The sequence below is a fragment of the Microbacterium sp. R86528 genome (genome assembly GCF_044596335.1).
GTDB classification, from domain to species: domain Bacteria; phylum Actinomycetota; class Actinomycetes; order Actinomycetales; family Microbacteriaceae; genus Microbacterium; species Microbacterium marmarense.
In genome coordinates this window covers 449640-464748 of record NZ_CP138996.1, presented here as the reverse complement: position 1 = coordinate 464748, position 15109 = coordinate 449640, and the positions used below count along the sequence as shown (strand labels likewise).

General features: G+C 65.7%; 18 protein-coding genes, 2 tRNA genes and 2 pseudogenes. 12 read left to right on the top strand and 10 right to left on the bottom strand.

Annotated features, from left to right (window positions below; translation table 11 throughout):
* Positions 1–120 precede the first annotated feature (120 nt).
* Entirely contained in the window at positions 121–1008 is an 888-nt protein-coding gene (locus tag SJY18_RS02325; protein WP_396668265.1) for a rhodanese-related sulfurtransferase, read from the top strand.
* A gap of 27 nt (positions 1009–1035) precedes the next feature.
* On the opposite strand, the gene SJY18_RS02320 is transcribed toward SJY18_RS02325, so the two are convergent.
* The 6 genes and pseudogenes from SJY18_RS02320 to SJY18_RS02295 form a co-directional block, all read right to left on the bottom strand.
* Positions 1036–1111: transfer RNA gene (locus SJY18_RS02320), tRNA-Ala, on the bottom strand.
* A gap of 274 nt (positions 1112–1385) precedes the next feature.
* Complete coding sequence (locus SJY18_RS02315; RefSeq protein WP_396668264.1) at positions 1386–2684, bottom strand: ABC transporter permease; 1299 nt, start codon at positions 2682–2684, stop codon at positions 1386–1388.
* Positions 2681–3412, bottom strand: a complete 732-nt coding sequence (locus tag SJY18_RS02310; protein WP_396668263.1) for an ABC transporter ATP-binding protein — start codon at positions 3410–3412, stop codon at positions 2681–2683. The genes SJY18_RS02315 and SJY18_RS02310 overlap by 4 nt, the downstream gene beginning before the upstream one ends.
* Before the next feature lie 74 nt (positions 3413–3486).
* Positions 3487–4129: pseudogene (locus SJY18_RS02305) on the bottom strand (response regulator).
* Positions 4126–4458: a sensor histidine kinase gene (locus SJY18_RS02300; protein ID WP_396668262.1), complete on the bottom strand. Its 333-nt coding sequence runs from the start codon at positions 4456–4458 to the stop codon at positions 4126–4128. Before SJY18_RS02300 ends, SJY18_RS02305 begins: the two are co-directional and overlap by 4 nt.
* A 35-nt stretch (positions 4459–4493) precedes the next feature.
* Entirely contained in the window at positions 4494–5306 is an 813-nt protein-coding gene (locus tag SJY18_RS02295; RefSeq protein WP_396668261.1) for a histidine kinase, read from the bottom strand.
* A gap of 191 nt (positions 5307–5497) precedes the next feature.
* On the opposite strand from SJY18_RS02295, the gene SJY18_RS02290 reads away from it, so the two are divergent.
* The 7 genes and pseudogenes from SJY18_RS02290 to SJY18_RS02260 all read left to right on the top strand — a co-directional run bounded on the left by SJY18_RS02290 (position 5498) and on the right by SJY18_RS02260 (position 9214).
* Positions 5498–5866, top strand: coding sequence for a DoxX family protein (locus SJY18_RS02290; RefSeq protein ID WP_396668260.1), 369 nt, complete (start codon positions 5498–5500; stop codon positions 5864–5866).
* The gene (locus tag SJY18_RS02285) at positions 5863–6762 is read left to right on the top strand and encodes a VOC family protein (RefSeq protein ID WP_396668259.1); all 900 of its coding nucleotides are present in this window, start codon (positions 5863–5865) and stop codon (positions 6760–6762) included. Before SJY18_RS02290 ends, SJY18_RS02285 begins: the two co-directional genes overlap by 4 nt.
* On the top strand, positions 6759–7400 hold the full coding sequence (gene ribA, locus SJY18_RS02280; RefSeq protein ID WP_396668258.1) for a GTP cyclohydrolase II: 642 nt from the start codon (positions 6759–6761) through the stop codon (positions 7398–7400). Before SJY18_RS02285 ends, ribA begins: the two co-directional genes overlap by 4 nt.
* Before the next feature lie 37 nt (positions 7401–7437).
* The gene (locus SJY18_RS02275) at positions 7438–7944 is read left to right on the top strand and encodes a MarR family winged helix-turn-helix transcriptional regulator (RefSeq protein ID WP_396668257.1); all 507 of its coding nucleotides are present in this window, start codon (positions 7438–7440) and stop codon (positions 7942–7944) included.
* Between the two features lie 148 nt (positions 7945–8092).
* The gene (locus tag SJY18_RS02270; protein WP_396668256.1) at positions 8093–8392 is read left to right on the top strand and encodes a transposase; all 300 of its coding nucleotides are present in this window, start codon (positions 8093–8095) and stop codon (positions 8390–8392) included.
* A gap of 87 nt (positions 8393–8479) precedes the next feature.
* A pseudogene (locus tag SJY18_RS02265) lies at positions 8480–9037 on the top strand (IS3 family transposase); the annotation flags it as partial.
* A gap of 6 nt (positions 9038–9043) precedes the next feature.
* Positions 9044–9214, top strand: a complete 171-nt coding sequence (locus tag SJY18_RS02260) for an IS3 family transposase (RefSeq protein WP_396668255.1) — start codon at positions 9044–9046, stop codon at positions 9212–9214.
* A 161-nt stretch (positions 9215–9375) separates the two neighbouring features.
* On the opposite strand, the gene SJY18_RS02255 is transcribed toward SJY18_RS02260, so the two are convergent.
* The gene (locus tag SJY18_RS02255; protein ID WP_396668254.1) at positions 9376–10428 is read right to left on the bottom strand and encodes a LacI family DNA-binding transcriptional regulator; all 1053 of its coding nucleotides are present in this window, start codon (positions 10426–10428) and stop codon (positions 9376–9378) included.
* 124 nt (positions 10429–10552) lie between these two features.
* On the opposite strand from SJY18_RS02255, the gene SJY18_RS02250 reads away from it, so the two are divergent.
* The 4 genes from SJY18_RS02250 to SJY18_RS02235 all read left to right on the top strand — a co-directional run bounded on the left by SJY18_RS02250 (position 10553) and on the right by SJY18_RS02235 (position 13482).
* A complete protein-coding gene (locus SJY18_RS02250; protein WP_396668253.1) occupies positions 10553–11476 on the top strand; it encodes an EthD family reductase in 924 nt (307 codons plus the stop codon).
* A complete protein-coding gene (locus tag SJY18_RS02245; RefSeq protein WP_396668252.1) occupies positions 11473–12312 on the top strand; it encodes a shikimate 5-dehydrogenase in 840 nt (279 codons plus the stop codon). Before SJY18_RS02250 ends, SJY18_RS02245 begins: the two co-directional genes overlap by 4 nt.
* A 49-nt stretch (positions 12313–12361) precedes the next feature.
* The gene (locus tag SJY18_RS02240; protein ID WP_396668251.1) at positions 12362–12499 is read left to right on the top strand and encodes a helix-turn-helix domain-containing protein; all 138 of its coding nucleotides are present in this window, start codon (positions 12362–12364) and stop codon (positions 12497–12499) included.
* 545 nt (positions 12500–13044) lie between these two features.
* Positions 13045–13482 (top strand): hypothetical protein, encoded by a 438-nt coding sequence (locus tag SJY18_RS02235; protein ID WP_396668250.1) that lies wholly within the window; start codon positions 13045–13047, stop codon positions 13480–13482.
* 95 nt (positions 13483–13577) lie between these two features.
* On the opposite strand, the gene xerC is transcribed toward SJY18_RS02235, so the two are convergent.
* The 3 genes from xerC to SJY18_RS02220 form a co-directional block, all read right to left on the bottom strand.
* On the bottom strand, positions 13578–14501 hold the full coding sequence (xerC, locus tag SJY18_RS02230) for a tyrosine recombinase XerC (protein WP_396668249.1): 924 nt from the start codon (positions 14499–14501) through the stop codon (positions 13578–13580).
* A gap of 86 nt (positions 14502–14587) precedes the next feature.
* Complete coding sequence (locus SJY18_RS02225) at positions 14588–14821, bottom strand: helix-turn-helix transcriptional regulator (RefSeq protein WP_396668248.1); 234 nt, start codon at positions 14819–14821, stop codon at positions 14588–14590.
* Positions 14822–14978: 157 nt separating this feature from the next.
* A tRNA-Ala gene (locus SJY18_RS02220) sits at positions 14979–15054 on the bottom strand.
* Between the last annotated feature and the right edge of the window lie 55 nt (positions 15055–15109).

Sequence of the window (15109 nt, the reverse complement as noted above, 5' to 3'; positions counted from 1 at the left end):
TTCGACAGCACAAACCGCTCGAGGCAGATATCACCAAACCGCGGGTAAAGGGGCTGAGAACTCACTCACCCACGGTAGCGTTCCGACTGGTCATTCAGCCGCCGCTCGTAGACTTTCTTCGTGCCCGTTTCAAAGATCATCCTGTACTACGCCTTTGCGCCCCTGGCTGACCCCGACGCCGTTCGACTGTGGCAGCGGGATTTGGCAGAGTCCCTTGGGTTGCGAGGACGAATTCTGGTCTCAGAACACGGTCTGAACGGTACCCTCGGTGGACCAATGGCCGCGCTCAAGCGTTACGTACGCAAGACGCGCGAATATGCTGCATTCCGCGACATTGATTTCAAATGGAGCGATGGCAGCGAACTCGATGGCGATGAACGCAGCAGCGACTTTCCTAAGTTGAGCGTCAAGGTTCGTGAGGAAGTCGTCTCCTTTGGTGCCCCAGGCGAACTCGAAGTCGACGCGCACGGCGTCGTTGGTGGGGGGACGCACCTCTCCCCCGACGCGCTGCATCAGCTCGTCTCCGAGCGCGGCGATGATGTCGTTTTCTTCGACGGGCGAAACGCTTTGGAAGCTGCGATCGGCCGATTCGCTGGTGCGGTGGTGCCGAATGTCGAGACCACTAGAGACTTCGTGCGCTTGCTGGATTCCGGTGAGTTCGATGAACTGAAAAACCGACCTGTAGTGACGTATTGCACCGGGGGTATCCGTTGCGAGGTGCTCTCGAGTCTGATGGTGTCTCGCGGCTTCGACGAGGTCTACCAGCTGGATGGCGGAATCGTGCGCTACGGAGAACGTTTTCGCGACAAAGGGCTCTGGGAAGGTTCACTGTACGTTTTCGACAAGCGGGGTTCGATTGACTTCAGCGATGATGCCGCCACTATCGGCGAATGCAGCGGGTGCGGAGCCGCGACGAAGCGCACCGCGAATTGCAGCATCCGATCGTGCGACACCGAATTCGTTGTGTGTGATGCTTGTACTCAAATTCCTTGCGTCGTGCACAACTAAAAAATCCCCGGAATAACCGGGGATTTTTGGTGGACCTGAGGGGACTCGAACCCCTGACCCCCTGCATGCCATGCAGGTGCGCTACCAGCTGCGCCACAGGCCCGGATGGTCTCGCGGATGCCCAAGACCCCGGAAATCTGCGCTTCGGCTTCACTCCGGTGCTGATGACTGCGAGCATACGCGACCGGGCTTCGATCGATCTGGACGCTCCTGGAGAGATCTCGACGCATCTGATCAGCCGAGTAAGTGTCTACATCTCAAGTATGCGCTGCTGCCCCGGAGTCAGTCTTCCCGGTGGGACGTCACCGGCAATGGCCGCGGACCGCGCGTACCCAAGACATCGGGCGGGCTCCCTCTCGGAGCCCGCCCGATGACGTCTACTCGTATCGGAGCGATTCGACGGGGTCGGCCTTCGCAGCCCGCCACGCCGGGATAGTGCCGGCGAGGAACGCAACGACCATGACGACCAGGATGATCGTCGCAATCGAGGTCGGTTCGAATGCGATCAGGGTGAGCCCTGCCAGATCCGAGAGCGCCCCCGCTGACAGTGCCGCGCTGAGCGCGCCACCGGCGATCATCGCGACACCAGAGCCGATGGCACTGCCGAGGAACCCGAGCAGCACCGCCTCGAGGCTGAACAGGCCGAAGACACGTCCGGATCCCATCCCCATGGCCTTCATGAGACCGATCTCGCGGGTGCGTTCCTGAACCGACATCAGCAGCGTGTTCACGATTCCGAAGCTCGCAGCCAACAGCGCGATGATCGCGAAGCCGTTGAGCACGAGCACGATGCCATCGATGACAGACGTGATCGTGCCGAGCTGGTCGGCGACTGTGGTTCCGGTGAAGCCCTCGTCGGTCAGGGCGTTTTTCAACGCATCGACTTCTTCGTCGGTGGCGTCGGGGTCGAACCAGACGGTCGCTGAGGTGTAGCGATCTGCCTCATCGGCGGGGATCCCCGTCGACTGGGTTTCGAAGAGCGTGTCTGCGAGAGAATTGTTGAGCAGAATGCTGGCGCCCGTCGGCGATGCGAGCGTCTCTTCGCTCACTCCCACGACCTCGCCCGAGACGACGTGCTGCTCGCGCACCGCGTCGGTGATGGCGAACTCGACCGTCGCGCCGATCGCGTCGTCAGCCGAGTCGAAACCGAGTGGTTCGACGTAGGTCATAGGGATCGCGACCTCGTAGGCAACGGCATCCGGATCCGGTTCCGCCCCCGCGGTCAGAAGTGTCGACTGCCCCGGCACCAGGCTGCCGACCTGCGCGACATACTTCGTTCCGTTACCGAACACGATGTAGTCGAGGTTGATCGCTCGCGCGGCCTGTACGTCGACTGCACCGTCGATGCCCTCGATGGTGGCGATGTCTTCGGGTGTGAGCGCGATCACGGTCTGACCTGGGATGCCGGTGGAAACGGCATCCGGGTCGTACTCGACTGGCCCGGATGGGCCCGGAGTCTGCGCGGAGCCCTCCTGCACCTTGGTGACGGTCATCGCATCGGACGCGCCGACAGCGCTCACCGTGGTGTCTATGTACTGGTTGATGCCGGTGCCCACACCGCTCGTCAGCGTCAGTGTGAACGCGCCGACGAAGATCGCAAGGATCGTGAGGATCGAGCGGGTCTTCGAACGGAATGTGTTTGCACCTGCGGTGGTGATCAGATCTGCGGTTCTCATGCCGCCACCCCCGCGGAGTCCTGGACGATGCGGCCGTCACGAATGTGGATACGGCGATCGCAGCGGGCTGCGAGGTCCTCGTCATGCGTGACGACGATCAAAGTGATGCCGCGCTCGCGGTTGAGTGTGAACAGGATGTCTTCGACGACCGCGCCGGTGTTCGAGTCGAGGTTGCCGGTGGGCTCGTCGGCGAAGATGATGCGTGGGTTGTTGACCAGAGCCCGGGCGATCACGGCGCGTTGCTTCTGGCCACCCGAGAGGTTCACGGCCTTGTTCTTCGCCTTGTCGGCAAGTTCGAGCTGTTCCAGCGCAGCCATTCCGCGGCGCTTGCGCTCAGCACGACCGACGCCGGCGATCTTCATCGGCAGGATCACGTTCTCGAGCACCGTGTTCGACCCCGTCAGGAAGAACTGCTGGAACACAAACCCGAACGTCTTGTTGCGGGTGAGGTTGAGCTTCTTGCCGCGCAGGCGCTTGGTGTCGGCGCCGTCGAGTGTCAGCTCGCCGCTGTCGGGGGCGTCGAGCAGGGCGAGCAGGTGCATCAGGGTCGACTTGCCTGACCCGGACTTGCCGATGATCGCGACCGACTCGCCCTCTCGGATGTCGAAGCTGATGCCCTTAAGGGCGAGGAAGCGGCTCTGGCCGCTTCCGTAGGACTTGTGTACGTCGCGCGCCGAGATGACGGAGGCACCTGTCGGCAGGCTCGTGACGGTGGTGGAGGTTGTCATAGACCCATGCTCGTCGGCGCTGGGCGCGCGCAAATCCTCCCGTGGCGGCATGCACGTACCGCGCTTGCGGTACCTCAGCGGCCGGGCGCGAGCAGCCCCGACTCATAGGCGGTAATCACGAGCTGTGCGCGGTCATGTGCATACAGCTTGGTCATGATGCGGTTTACGTGGGTCTTGGCCGTGTGGGGCGAGATGAAGCTCGTCGGCGATCTCCTGGTTTGATCGGCCTCTCGCGACGAGCAACAGCACCTCCTCCTCTCGGTCGGTCAGCGACTCGAGCCGAGTGGGGTCGGTGGCGGCAGGCTGCAGATGTTTCGCGATCAGTGCGCGCGTCGCGACCGCCGACAGCAGGGAGTCACCCGCGTGCACGGCCTCGACCGCCCTTACGATGTCGTGGGGCTCCGCCCCCTTCCCGATGAAGCCGCTCGCCCCCGCGCGCATCGCTCGCATGACGTACTCGTCCTCCTCGAACGTCGTCAGGATCAGTACGCGGGTCTCAGCGAGAGCGGGGTCAGCGCAGATCCGCGCCGTCGCGTCGATGCCGTCGAGATGCGGCATCCGGATATCCATCAGCACGACATCTGGCTTCAAGCGGCGGGACGCCTCGACCCCGTCGACCCCGTCGCCGACTACCTCGATGCCGGAACCGCCTCCGAGGATGTCTGTCACGGCCTGCCGGATGAGTACTTGGTCATCGACGACGAGTACCCGAATCATGCTGCACCTTCCTGTGTCAGCGGCAGCCACGCTGTCACCCGCCAGCCGCCGGGAGAGGGGCCGGTCTCGAGACTTCCGCGAACCGTCGCGACGCGCTCGCGCATTCCGGCCAACCCCAGCCGGGAGCCCGGAACGATGGATGCCTCGCCCTGGGCGGCCATCGGATTGGTGACCACGATCGTCAAGGCCACGTCATCCACGGTGAGCACGACGTGGGCGCGATGCTCAGCGCCGTGCTTGTGCGCGTTGGTTAGCGCCTCCTGAACGACCCGGTACGCGACCAAGCTCGTCGCGCCGGTGACCTGCGGGATGTCACCCTCGACCCGCACCGAGACATCCAAACCGACCGTCGCGAACTCGCGGGTCAGTTCGTCGAGCCGAACAAGACTCGGCCCCGGGGCGGTCGCGTCCCCGTCATCCGCGCGGAGCACCTCCAGCAGGCCTCCGATCTCGCCGAGTACTGTGCGGGACGCCGCGCGGATTGTCGCAAGTGACTCCTTCGCCTTCTCCGGACGGTCATCGACGGACGCTGAGGCCCTCCCGCGTTGAGGCTGATCACGGAGATCTGGTGCGCCACCGCATCGTGCAGGTCACGCGCGATCCGCAGCCGCTCCTCCGACACACACCGGCGAGCCTCCGCCTCCCTCGTGCGCTCGGCGCGCTCCGCCCTATCAGTTATCGCCTCGATGTACTCCCGCCGCGACCGTGCGGCATCTCCCAGTGCCGACCCAACAGTGACGGTCAAGGCGAACTGCACAAGCCGAGGATCGGTCGGACTTCCCTGCCAGGCCAGCAGCCCGAGCCCGATCACGAGAACCACGGTGACCACCGTCACCAGGAGACCGTCTCGCCGCGCGACTCGGTTCGTCACAGCGAAGATCGCCACCGCAATCGCGAACGGATGCGCTGGCACGAGGGCACCGAGAACCGCGGCCGCAGCGTATCCGGCGAGCTCCAGCCCGAGAATCGACTGCGGCCAGCGCCTACGAAACGGCAGCGCCGCAGCAGTAAGCGCCGCGAGAACAACGGTGACGTCATCCGGCCAAATGACACCCTCGCTCGGATCGCGCACCAGCGTGAGCGGAACCATCAGAGCGATCAGCAAAACGTCGACGAGCCAGGCCGGCACGCGTGCCCGCGGACCCATCGGCATCACCCTGTTGTCGTCGTCGCTCATGATCCCAGTCTGCCTGGGCAGAACCGCAGTTGAATCACCCCGCTGCGGTATTCGCATCTCTCCGATCTCGCTGGTGCGCCTGCGGGCCCCGATCACTCGCGCAACGTTCTCACGAAACCGGAATACAATGGCACTTTAGTTGTTGCGTCAACTAGTGGTCATGTAACGACCCGACCATCGAAAGGATCATCATGCTCATCGCCTACTGGATCGTCGCCGGTCTCCTCGCCCTCGTGTACCTGGCCGCTGGCGCCACCAAACTCTTCCAGCCGAAGGAGAAGCTCGCCGCATCGATGCCGTGGACGGAGGATTTCTCGGCCGCGGGTGTGAAGGCCATCGGAGCGGTGGAGCTGCTCGGAGCGGTCGGGCTGATCCTGCCGGCGATCACCGGCATCGCCCCCATCCTGGCCCCGCTCGCTGCGGTCGGGCTCGTCGTGGTTCAGATCGTCGCGATCATCGTGCACGTCCGGCGCGGTGAGACCAAGGCCCTCCCGGTCAACATCATCCTCGCCGCCCTCGCCGTCGCCGCCGCCGCCCTCGGATTCGCGGTGTGGTCATGAGCTCGAGCGCACTCGACTGGCGCCCGGCGCCCATCCACACCGCGGGGGCCGCCGCCGACGCCACCCGCATGGACACCGTCGAACTCCTCGTCGGCGACCTCGACGCGCAGACCGAGTTCTATCGCCGGGCGGTCACGCTGGACGTGCTCGATCAGTCGGGCGCCCGCGCGACGCTGGGCCGGGGCGACACCCCGATCCTCACCCTCACGCACACACCCGACCTGCCGCCGTTCGACCGGCACGGCGCCGGGCTCTACCACACGGCGATCGCGTTCCCCGATCGTGCGGCACTCTCGGCGGCCGTGGTGTCCATGGCCCGCCACGCCGGCGAAACCTACGAAGGCGCGACCGACCACACCTTCAGCAACGCCTTCTATTTCCACGACCCCGAAGGCAACGGCATCGAACTGTACTGGGATCTGCCGGTCGACGTGTGGCAGAACAAGCCGGCGGGGTGGATGCCGAGCAACACCGCGATCGACCCGAACGCGTTCCTGCGCGATCATTTCGACCCGTCGCGGGACACGACGGACGAGGCCACGATCGGCCACGTGCACCTGCAGGTCGGCGACATCCCGTCCGCCCGCCGCTTCTACGTGGACATGCTCGGATTCGACGTCTCGATCGACATCGGATCGGCGCTGTTCATCTCCGCCGGCGGCTATCACCATCACATCGGTCTGAACACCTGGCACAGCGCCGGGGCGGGACCCCGTGCGGCTTCGCTCGGTCTGGGGGACGTGCGACTGCGGATGCCGGATCGCAGCGACGTGCTCGCACTGGCCGACCGCGCCCGTCATCACGCCATCGACGTGCAGGACGACGGGCTGAGCCTGCGGCTGCGCGACCCGTGGGGGACACTGCTGACCGTCACACCGGAAGGACCCGACGCATGACGAACCACATCGCGATGCCCGCGCCGCCCCGCGGCGAAGTGCGCACCGAGGTCGAGATCCCGCTGCGCTTCGCCGACGGGTTCGAAGCCGTCGCCCGCGTGTCGACCTTCCACGACCTCGTCGACGGTGCCGACCACCTTCTGCTGACCTTCGGCGGTCCCGCCACCCCAGGGGCGCCGCTCGTGCGTCTGCACAGCGAGTGCCTCACCGGCGACGTCTTCGGCTCGCAGCGTTGCGACTGCGGGCCGCAGCTGCGCGAGGCCGTGGAGCTCCTCGCCGAGGCGGGCGGCGCGTTGCTGTACCTGCGCCAGGAGGGGCGCGGCATCGGACTGTACGCGAAACTCGACGCCTACGCGCTGCAGGACCGGGGCATGGACACGTATGAGGCGAATGCGGCGCTCGGTCACGGCGAGGACGAGCGCGACTACACGGCCGCCGCACAGATGCTCCACGCCGTCGGCATCCGCCGGATCCGCCTGCTGACCAACAACCCGGACAAGGTCGCGCAGCTAGAGTCCCTCGGCGTCACCGTGGAGGACACCGTGCCGACGGGGGTGCACCTGACGCCGGCCAACGCGCGGTACCTTCGAGCCAAGCGCGATCGTACGGGCCACCTGCTGGATCTCCCGGCGGCGTGATCGACCTTCGGGATCCGGCAGACGAGAGGAGCGTGCGATGACCTACCCGGTTCCGCGGATGACCTCTGCGGAGGCTGAGGCGTGGCTCGGGCTCGTCCGCGTGTGCAACCTGTTGCCGAGCGAACTGGACTCCCAGCTGCAGCGCGATTCGTCGATGACCCACTTCGAGTTCGGCGTGATGACCTTCTTGCGATGGATGCCCGAATCGACCGCGTCCATGAGCGAGATCGCCGAAGCCACGAACGCGACCCTTTCGCGGCTCTCGCACGTGTGTTCGCGACTGCAACGAAGAGATCTCGTGCAGAAGTCGACGTCGCCGGAGGACCGCCGGGTCTCGCACGTCTCCCTCACGAACGCCGGCCGACGCGAGCTGGTCCGGGCCACGCCAGGCCACATCGCGACGGCGCGTCGCCTCGTCATCGATGCGCTCACGCGGGAGGAGCTCGCCGAGCTCGCGCGGATCACGGCGAAGCTCGGCGATCGGCTCGATCCAGGACAGCGCTTTGCCACGAAGCGGGAACCGGGCGCCGAGCGACGGGAATGAACGCGGTGGGTGTCATTCCTCCGCGTCTGCGCGAACCGCACCCAACAGCAGCGTGCTCCACAACCTCGACCCACGCATCGATGGGAGCTGAACCCGGTCTTATGGACACCTGATCTGAGCGGCGAGAGTCGTTCGTGAAGGAGTCATCATGCCTGCAGCTCACCCAGTGGAGTTTCGTCGGAGGGCGGTCGCGCTCGCGCGTGCGAAGGAGAAGCCTGTCGCGCAGCTCGCGGCCGATCTGGGGATCAGCGAGTCGTGTCTGGGACGGTGGATGAAGGTCGCCGATGTTGACGAGGGCGTTCAGGAGGGCGTGACCTCGGACGAGCGCGCCGAGCTGGTCCGGCTCCGGCGGGAGAACCGGGTCCAGGCCGCAGAGATCGAGATTCTCCGGCAGGCGTCGGCCTATTTCGCCAGGGAGGTGGTCGGCCCAATAGGGTCTTCCCGGTGATCGACCATCTCGTCGCCACCGGGATAGACGCGGCCCTCGCCTGTCGGGTGCTGCGAGTCTCACGGCCCGGGTACGCGGGTCGACGCGGAGCTCACGGGCACGATCGTCCGGATTCACCAGGACTACCGCACCAGCCACGGCGCGAGGCGCGTGCACGCGGAGCTGCGCCTGAGGCTGCAGATCCGATGCGGGAAGAAGCGGGTTGCCCGGCTGATGCGGCTGTCCGGAATCGCAGGGATCAGCCACCGACGCAAACGCGGGAGGTCCCGCCCGCTCCCGGCGCCCCTTGAGGATCTCGTAAAACGCCAGTTCGTCGCGGACGGCCCGGACAAGCTCTGGGTGACCGACATCACGGAGCATCCAACGAGGACCAGGAAGGTTTACTGCGCGGCCGTCGTGGATGTGCTCTCCCGCCGCGTGGTCGGATGGGCGATCGCCGATCACATCCGGTCGGAGCTCGTCGTCGACGCGCTCGACATGGCGCGGTGGAGACGCAAACCCGAACCCGGCACTGTGGTGCATTCGGACCGCGGATCCCCGTACACGTCCTGGGGGTTCGGGCACCGGCTCCGCCAAGCAGGGCTGCTCGGATCGATGGGAAGAGTCGCGTCCAGCGTCGACAACGGCCTCATGGAATCGTTCTGATCCACGATGCAACGCGAACTCCTCGACCAACACGTCTGGCACAGCCGCGACGAGCTCGCGCAAGCGATCTTCGAATGGATCGAGGCCTGGTACAACCCGAAACGCCGCCACTCCGGCATCGGCGACGTCTCACCACTCGAGTTCGAAAACACCCGTCACGCCGCTATCGCGGCATAATTCAACACATAACCCGTGTCCACCGAGCCGGGTTCAGCTCCATGTGGTTTCTCGCTTGGATTGGCGGTGTTCTGTGCGTGCGGATGGCGGGGTTGGGCGGGGTACTGGACCCCGGCAGAGCAACTTGGTTCGTCCGCGCTACCAGTACCCAGGAACCCGCGTCATAGGCGTCTGGGTCCGCTGGAGGAGCGTTTGACGAGCATGGTTTTGAAGGTGTGGGTTGTTGGCGCTTCTGCGCCGTCGATCAAACCGCGAAGGGTGCGGGCCGCGGTCTGCCCCTTCAGGTCGAAGGGCTGCCGCATTGTGGTGAGCCCGGCACTTCCGGCGGCGGGGATGTCGTCGTAGCCGGTGATGGTGAGGTGGTTGGGCACTTGCACGTGGTGCTCTCCCGCCCAGGCGAGGGCGCCGAGTGCGTAGGTGTCGGCGATGCAGGCGATGGCGGTGATGCGGGGGTTCCGGTTGAGGAGGTGGGCGGTAGCGTCGGCGCCGGCGCCGATGGTGGTGTCCCATCGCTCCTCGATGGTGACGGGATGTCCGAGGCCTTGCTGGAGTCCGTGGATGCGGTCTCGCGGGATGGTGAATCGGGAGTGAGAGGCACGGGAGGGTGAGGCTGGTCCGTTGTGGGGTGCGGTTCCCAGGCGTGAGGTGATGCAGCCGACGTGGACGTGTCCGAGAGCGGCCAGGTGCGCACCCATGGCTTGCATAGAGGCGGTTTCGTCGAGCCCGACCCAGGCGATCCCGGGGACGGGGCTGGGTTGGTCCACTAGGACGGCGGGAGTGCCCCGCCGCTGGAGAAGGCTCAGGGTCGCTTCCCCGCGCGGGAGGGAGTGGAAAATGATCCCGTCAACGGCGCCGTGGTCGATGGGTGCTTGTTGGCGTCGGTCTGGTGTGCCGGCGGGCAGGAGCACGAGGTGGCGCCCGGTGTCCGTGAGGTCTTGTGCGACGCCCGCGAGGAAGCCGGCGGAGGCGGGGTCGGTGAAGACGAAGGGCAGATCGTCGGTGAAGACCACGCCGATGCCACCGGTGCGTTGTCGGCGCAAGCTCCGCGCGAGCGGATCCGGGCCGGCGTATCCAAGTTCTTCCGCCAGGGACATCACGCGATCGCGTACGCCGGAAGAGAGTTTCTCGGGCCGGTTGTAAGCATTCGAGACCGTCGAGACTGACACACCCAGCTCCGCGGCGAGCCGCGCCATCGTGATGCGCGAGCGGGACACCCACCAAGTCTAGTAAATCGTTTGACAAGAAGGCTTCGTCGCTGAGCTCCCGGCGGCGCACCTCTCAGATACACGCGGGCTGACAATGGAAGGCGAAGTGTTCGAACGATGGCGGGAGTGACTGATGATCAAGATGACCATGTTTTTGAAGCGCGCTGCGGGTGTGAGCCGGGAGCAGTTCATCGAGCACCACATCACCGTGCATGGGGCGTTGATGCGTTCGATCCCCGAGGGCAAGCGTCACATCCTGCGTTACACCCAGACCCACCCCACCGCGGACACGTTCTCCTCCGTCGACGTCGCCGGGTTCGATGGCACAGCGGAGCTGTGGTTCGATAGCCCGGCAGGCTTGGACGCCGTGATGGGCTCCGACACCTTCACCACCGTCGTCGCCGCCGATGAGCCGAACTTCCTTGACCAGGCCGCAACGGTCATCGTGGTCGGTGAAGCCGTCGACATCATCGGCAACGCCTCCATGGAATCAACCTCGGTGCTGCCACGCGCGCCCGAGCGGGATCAGTTCGGGGTACTGCCGAGGGGCATCAACCACGCCGGTATCACTGTTCCCGATTTGGACGCAGCGACATCCTTCCTCCGTGACGCGTTCGACGGGAAAGTTGCGTACGACGGACTTACCCCCTCCGACCCGCCCAGGGAAGGTGCGGAGACCGAGCAGCAGCTAGGGCTGCCGTCGGGGGCGAAGATTGTTCGCCAGCGGATGATCCAGATCGGCGTGGGCCCGGGGCTGGAGGTCTTCGAGATTATCGACGCGGCTCAGCAGCCGGCGGCGAAGCTCAGCGACATTGGCCTCAATCACGTGTCCGTCTACGTTGACGACATCGACGCCGCCCTTCGGCGGGCGGTTGCCGCGGGGGCTGAGGCGTTGTCGGCGCCGCACGAGAACTCCCCCCACGAGGACACTGACGGCAACGCCAGCGTGTATGTGCGGGCGCCGTGGGGGACGCTGTTCGAGTTGCAGTCGATCCCGAACGGACACTGGTACGACGACACCGCCGAAACCCGCGTGTGGACCCCGCCCGCCCGATGAACATCGCACCGCATCGGGTCGACGCCGACACGACCATCTGCGTCTCGGTATCGGCCCGACCCACCAGCATCGGCACCCGGTTCCACAACCACCTCTACGCCGAACTGGGGCTGAACTTCCTCTACAAAGCCTTTCGAACGACAGACATCACCGGTGCGATCGCGGGCGTGAGAGCACTCGGCATCCGTGGATGCTCCGTCTCCATGCCCCATAAGGAGAACGTCATCGCACTCGTCGATGCTCTCGAGCCCTCCGCCGAGGCCATCGGAAGCGTCAACACCATCGTCAACGATGCTGGTGTCCTCACCGCGTCCAACACCGACTACATCGCCGTCGACGAGCTCATTCGTGAACGGAATATCGACCTCACCCGCCCGGTGATCCTCCACGGCTCCGGCGGCATGGCCAAAGCCATCGCCGCAGTCCTCCACCATCGAGACGCCGCCCACGTCACCGTCTACTCTCGCAACACCGCAACCGGCGCAGCCCTCGCCAACCGGTACGGCTTCTCCTCGGCCGGTGCTCTCGCTGCCCCCGCCGAAGCGACCCTCATCAACGCGACACCCTTAGGCATGCGCGGTATCACCGCCGGCGACCTCGCTTTCCCCCTCGAACACATCCACGCGGCCAGAGCAGTGATTGATGTCGTCGCTTTCCCGGCAGACACACCCCTCGTCAAGGCAGCAAGAAGCGCCGGAATCGATGCGATTGGTGGAGACGCCATCATCGCCAGACAAGCCGCTCGGCAATTCGTCGCGTATACCGGCGTCACCCCCACCCCCGATCAGGTCCGGCGGGCGTCGCGATACTCGCGAGAGGCGGTCTCGAAAACGTAAAGCTTGACAAGACTCGGGTGCGGGAGGCGCTGACGGGAAGGATGTCATCATGCCCGGTCCCTATCGCCAAGAGTTCCGCGAGGACGTCGTCGCGGTCGCTAGACGTCGCGAGAGCGGCGTCACTATCAAACAGATCGCTACTGACGTCGGGATCAGTGAAGCGACGCTGCAGAACTGGCTCCGTTAGGCCGATGTCGAGGAAGGCAATCGTCCCGGCCAGACCGCGGCGGATGCTGGCGAAGAAGGCATCCGCCGCCGCATCGTTGTGACGCCGCTCCGACGCATGCACCCGGTGCAGTTGACGCTCCGGCAACCCAGCACGCGCCCGACGACGCGCCTGGCGCCGCGCCTCGTTCTCGCGCTCACGATATGTCGCCCGCTGATCGGGAGTGGGCGACCATCCTGAATCGCGGCCGGCCTTTCGGGCACGGTCGACCGCCCGGCGGCGCGCCTCGTTCGCCTTCTTCGGGTCCGCAGCCTCGCGAGCGCCCCGACGCTCGGCGATCGCCTCACGACTCCGGTAGTAGTAGTCGCGCTGAGCCTGCTTGTGCGCCTCGGGATGCTTCTGCTTGTACCGTTCACATGCTTGCTGTCGCTCTTCGGGGTGCTCCTTCGCCCACGCCTTCGCGCGATCGATCTCCTTCTGGCGCTGCTCCTTCTCGTCGCGCTGGCGCTGAGCCTGATCGCGCATGTACTCGCGGTTCTTCCGGCGCTCGTGGCCGAACGGAGCCGATGGCACCCACTATTCGCGCGCAGGAAGGTCCGACGGGCACGTGGAGCCTGCTCGACACGTTCGACCGGGGCTACGGCACCATCGAGCTGCGCCGCGTGAGCGCCACCGACCTCCGCTACCGTGTCGCCTTCCGGGGCGAGGTCATCGGCTGGTCAACAACCCTCCGCCTCGCGCGTGAGCGGCTGCACGCCGAGTTCCTACGCAGCCACGGTCCCAGCGGTGGACCGATCGCAAGCTGGGGCACGGGCAACCGGGAGCGGTATGCCGAGAAGCCCTACGCCGCTTCGATGTCTTCCTCATCAAGGAAGTCGAGCGCCGGAAACTCGGCCACGCCATCATCGTTCGAAAGAAGCGAAGCATCGGGGCTCTCGCGGCGCAGGGTCCGCTCGAGAATTCCCGCAGGCCCTCGATCCACGGTGCGGTTCGGTTCGATGTAGTGCCCCTCCGTGATCGCCGTCGATCCGTGTCCGAGGAAGGTGGCGGCAGCATCCGCACTCGCCCCGCGCGCGATGACGGTAGCGCCCGTCCGCCGTTACCAACGAAGTGTGAACCCCTCCCCCGCGAGATTCGCCAGCTCGAGGAACGCTCGGAAGGTACGTCGCACATTGAACGGGCTCAGTGGCTTGCCCGCACGATTGGCGAAGATGGTCCGTTGAGGGCGGGCGGCCGGGATGCCAGCGAGCCGTGCTCGAAGGACGGTCGCAGCGAAGTCGGGGACCGCGATCCGTGGGATGGAGTGCTCGGTATTCGGGTGGTCTTGACGCACGGCGCCACTGCCCGTGCGCAACACGACCGTCCCATTCACCGAGATCGTCATCCCGCTGGGGCCGTCCTCGACATCGCACACGCGGAGAGCGAGGCACTCGCCGATGCGCAGCGCGGTGCCGAGCAGCACCTCGATGATGTCGCGCACCTGCCCGTCGGGTTTGGGGCCCTTCAAGTCGGGTCCGGTCCGCCAGCGAGCCGCGGCATCGCGGATCGCGTTGATCTGCTCGACGGTCAACGCCTGACGCTCGCCCTTCGGCCGACGCAATGGACTCGTTCCCTGCACCGGATTCCGAGGGATCGCGTCGTGCCGGAGAGCGAACCCAAAGAGTTGATTGAGGATCGTCCGCGAATGGTGCGCACGAGAGAACGACACGGCCCTCTCAGAGCGGAGGAACCACTCCACGCGGCCCGTGGTGATCTCACCGAGCGAGAAGTGCTCGAACTGCGGCCGCACGCGGAGGCGGAGATCATCGCGGTAGTTCTTCTTCGTTCCATCCGACAGCTCACGCATCTCCAGATCCTCGAGCCACAGATCAGCGAGGTCACGGAAGGAGCTGCTGAAATCGAGCAGGCCTCCCGCCCCGAAGCCCGGCCTGTCCAGCAGGCGCTCCTTCAAGCGCGCTCGAGCGGCCGACTCCGTACGTGCAGCACCCGTCACTCTGCGCAGGCGCCCGTCGGCGTCGCGCATGCGCGCCAACGCTACGTACGACGCGCCTCGCCTGGTCACGCTGATGGTTCCGTACGAGCCGATCAGGGTGCGTGGCCGCCCGCCGTTCACGACGCACCGCCGGCGTGACGCCGCTCGTCGGCGAGCTCCATGCGGTGGACCCATGCGTCGATCTCGCTCTTGCGGAACCTCAACTGCGTCCCGACGCGGAACCCACGGGGGCCACGCCCCTTGCTCCGCAGGTCATAGATCGTCTGGACGGAAACCTTCAGCTCGGCGGCAAGCTCGACCAACGAGACGTAGTTCCCATGTCCCGACTCTGAGGTGCCAACACCGTCCATATTTTGAAGGTGCGCGGGCCTTGCCGCGTACCTTCCAGATACTCCGAGAAGGTCCGAGAGCGCACTGCGGCGACCCGGCGAAGTGTCCAGTAAACGACTACCAAACATTCAAGCTCCCTGATCAGGGAGTGAAGATTTGGTGCTTTACCGGGAGTTTTGGTGGACCTGAGGGGACTCGAACCCCTGACCCCCTGCATGCCATGCAGGTGCGCTACCAGCTGCGCCACAGGCCCATCTCGTCGCCGGCCGGAGCCGGGGCAACCCCTCTAGATTACTACATGTTGGAGG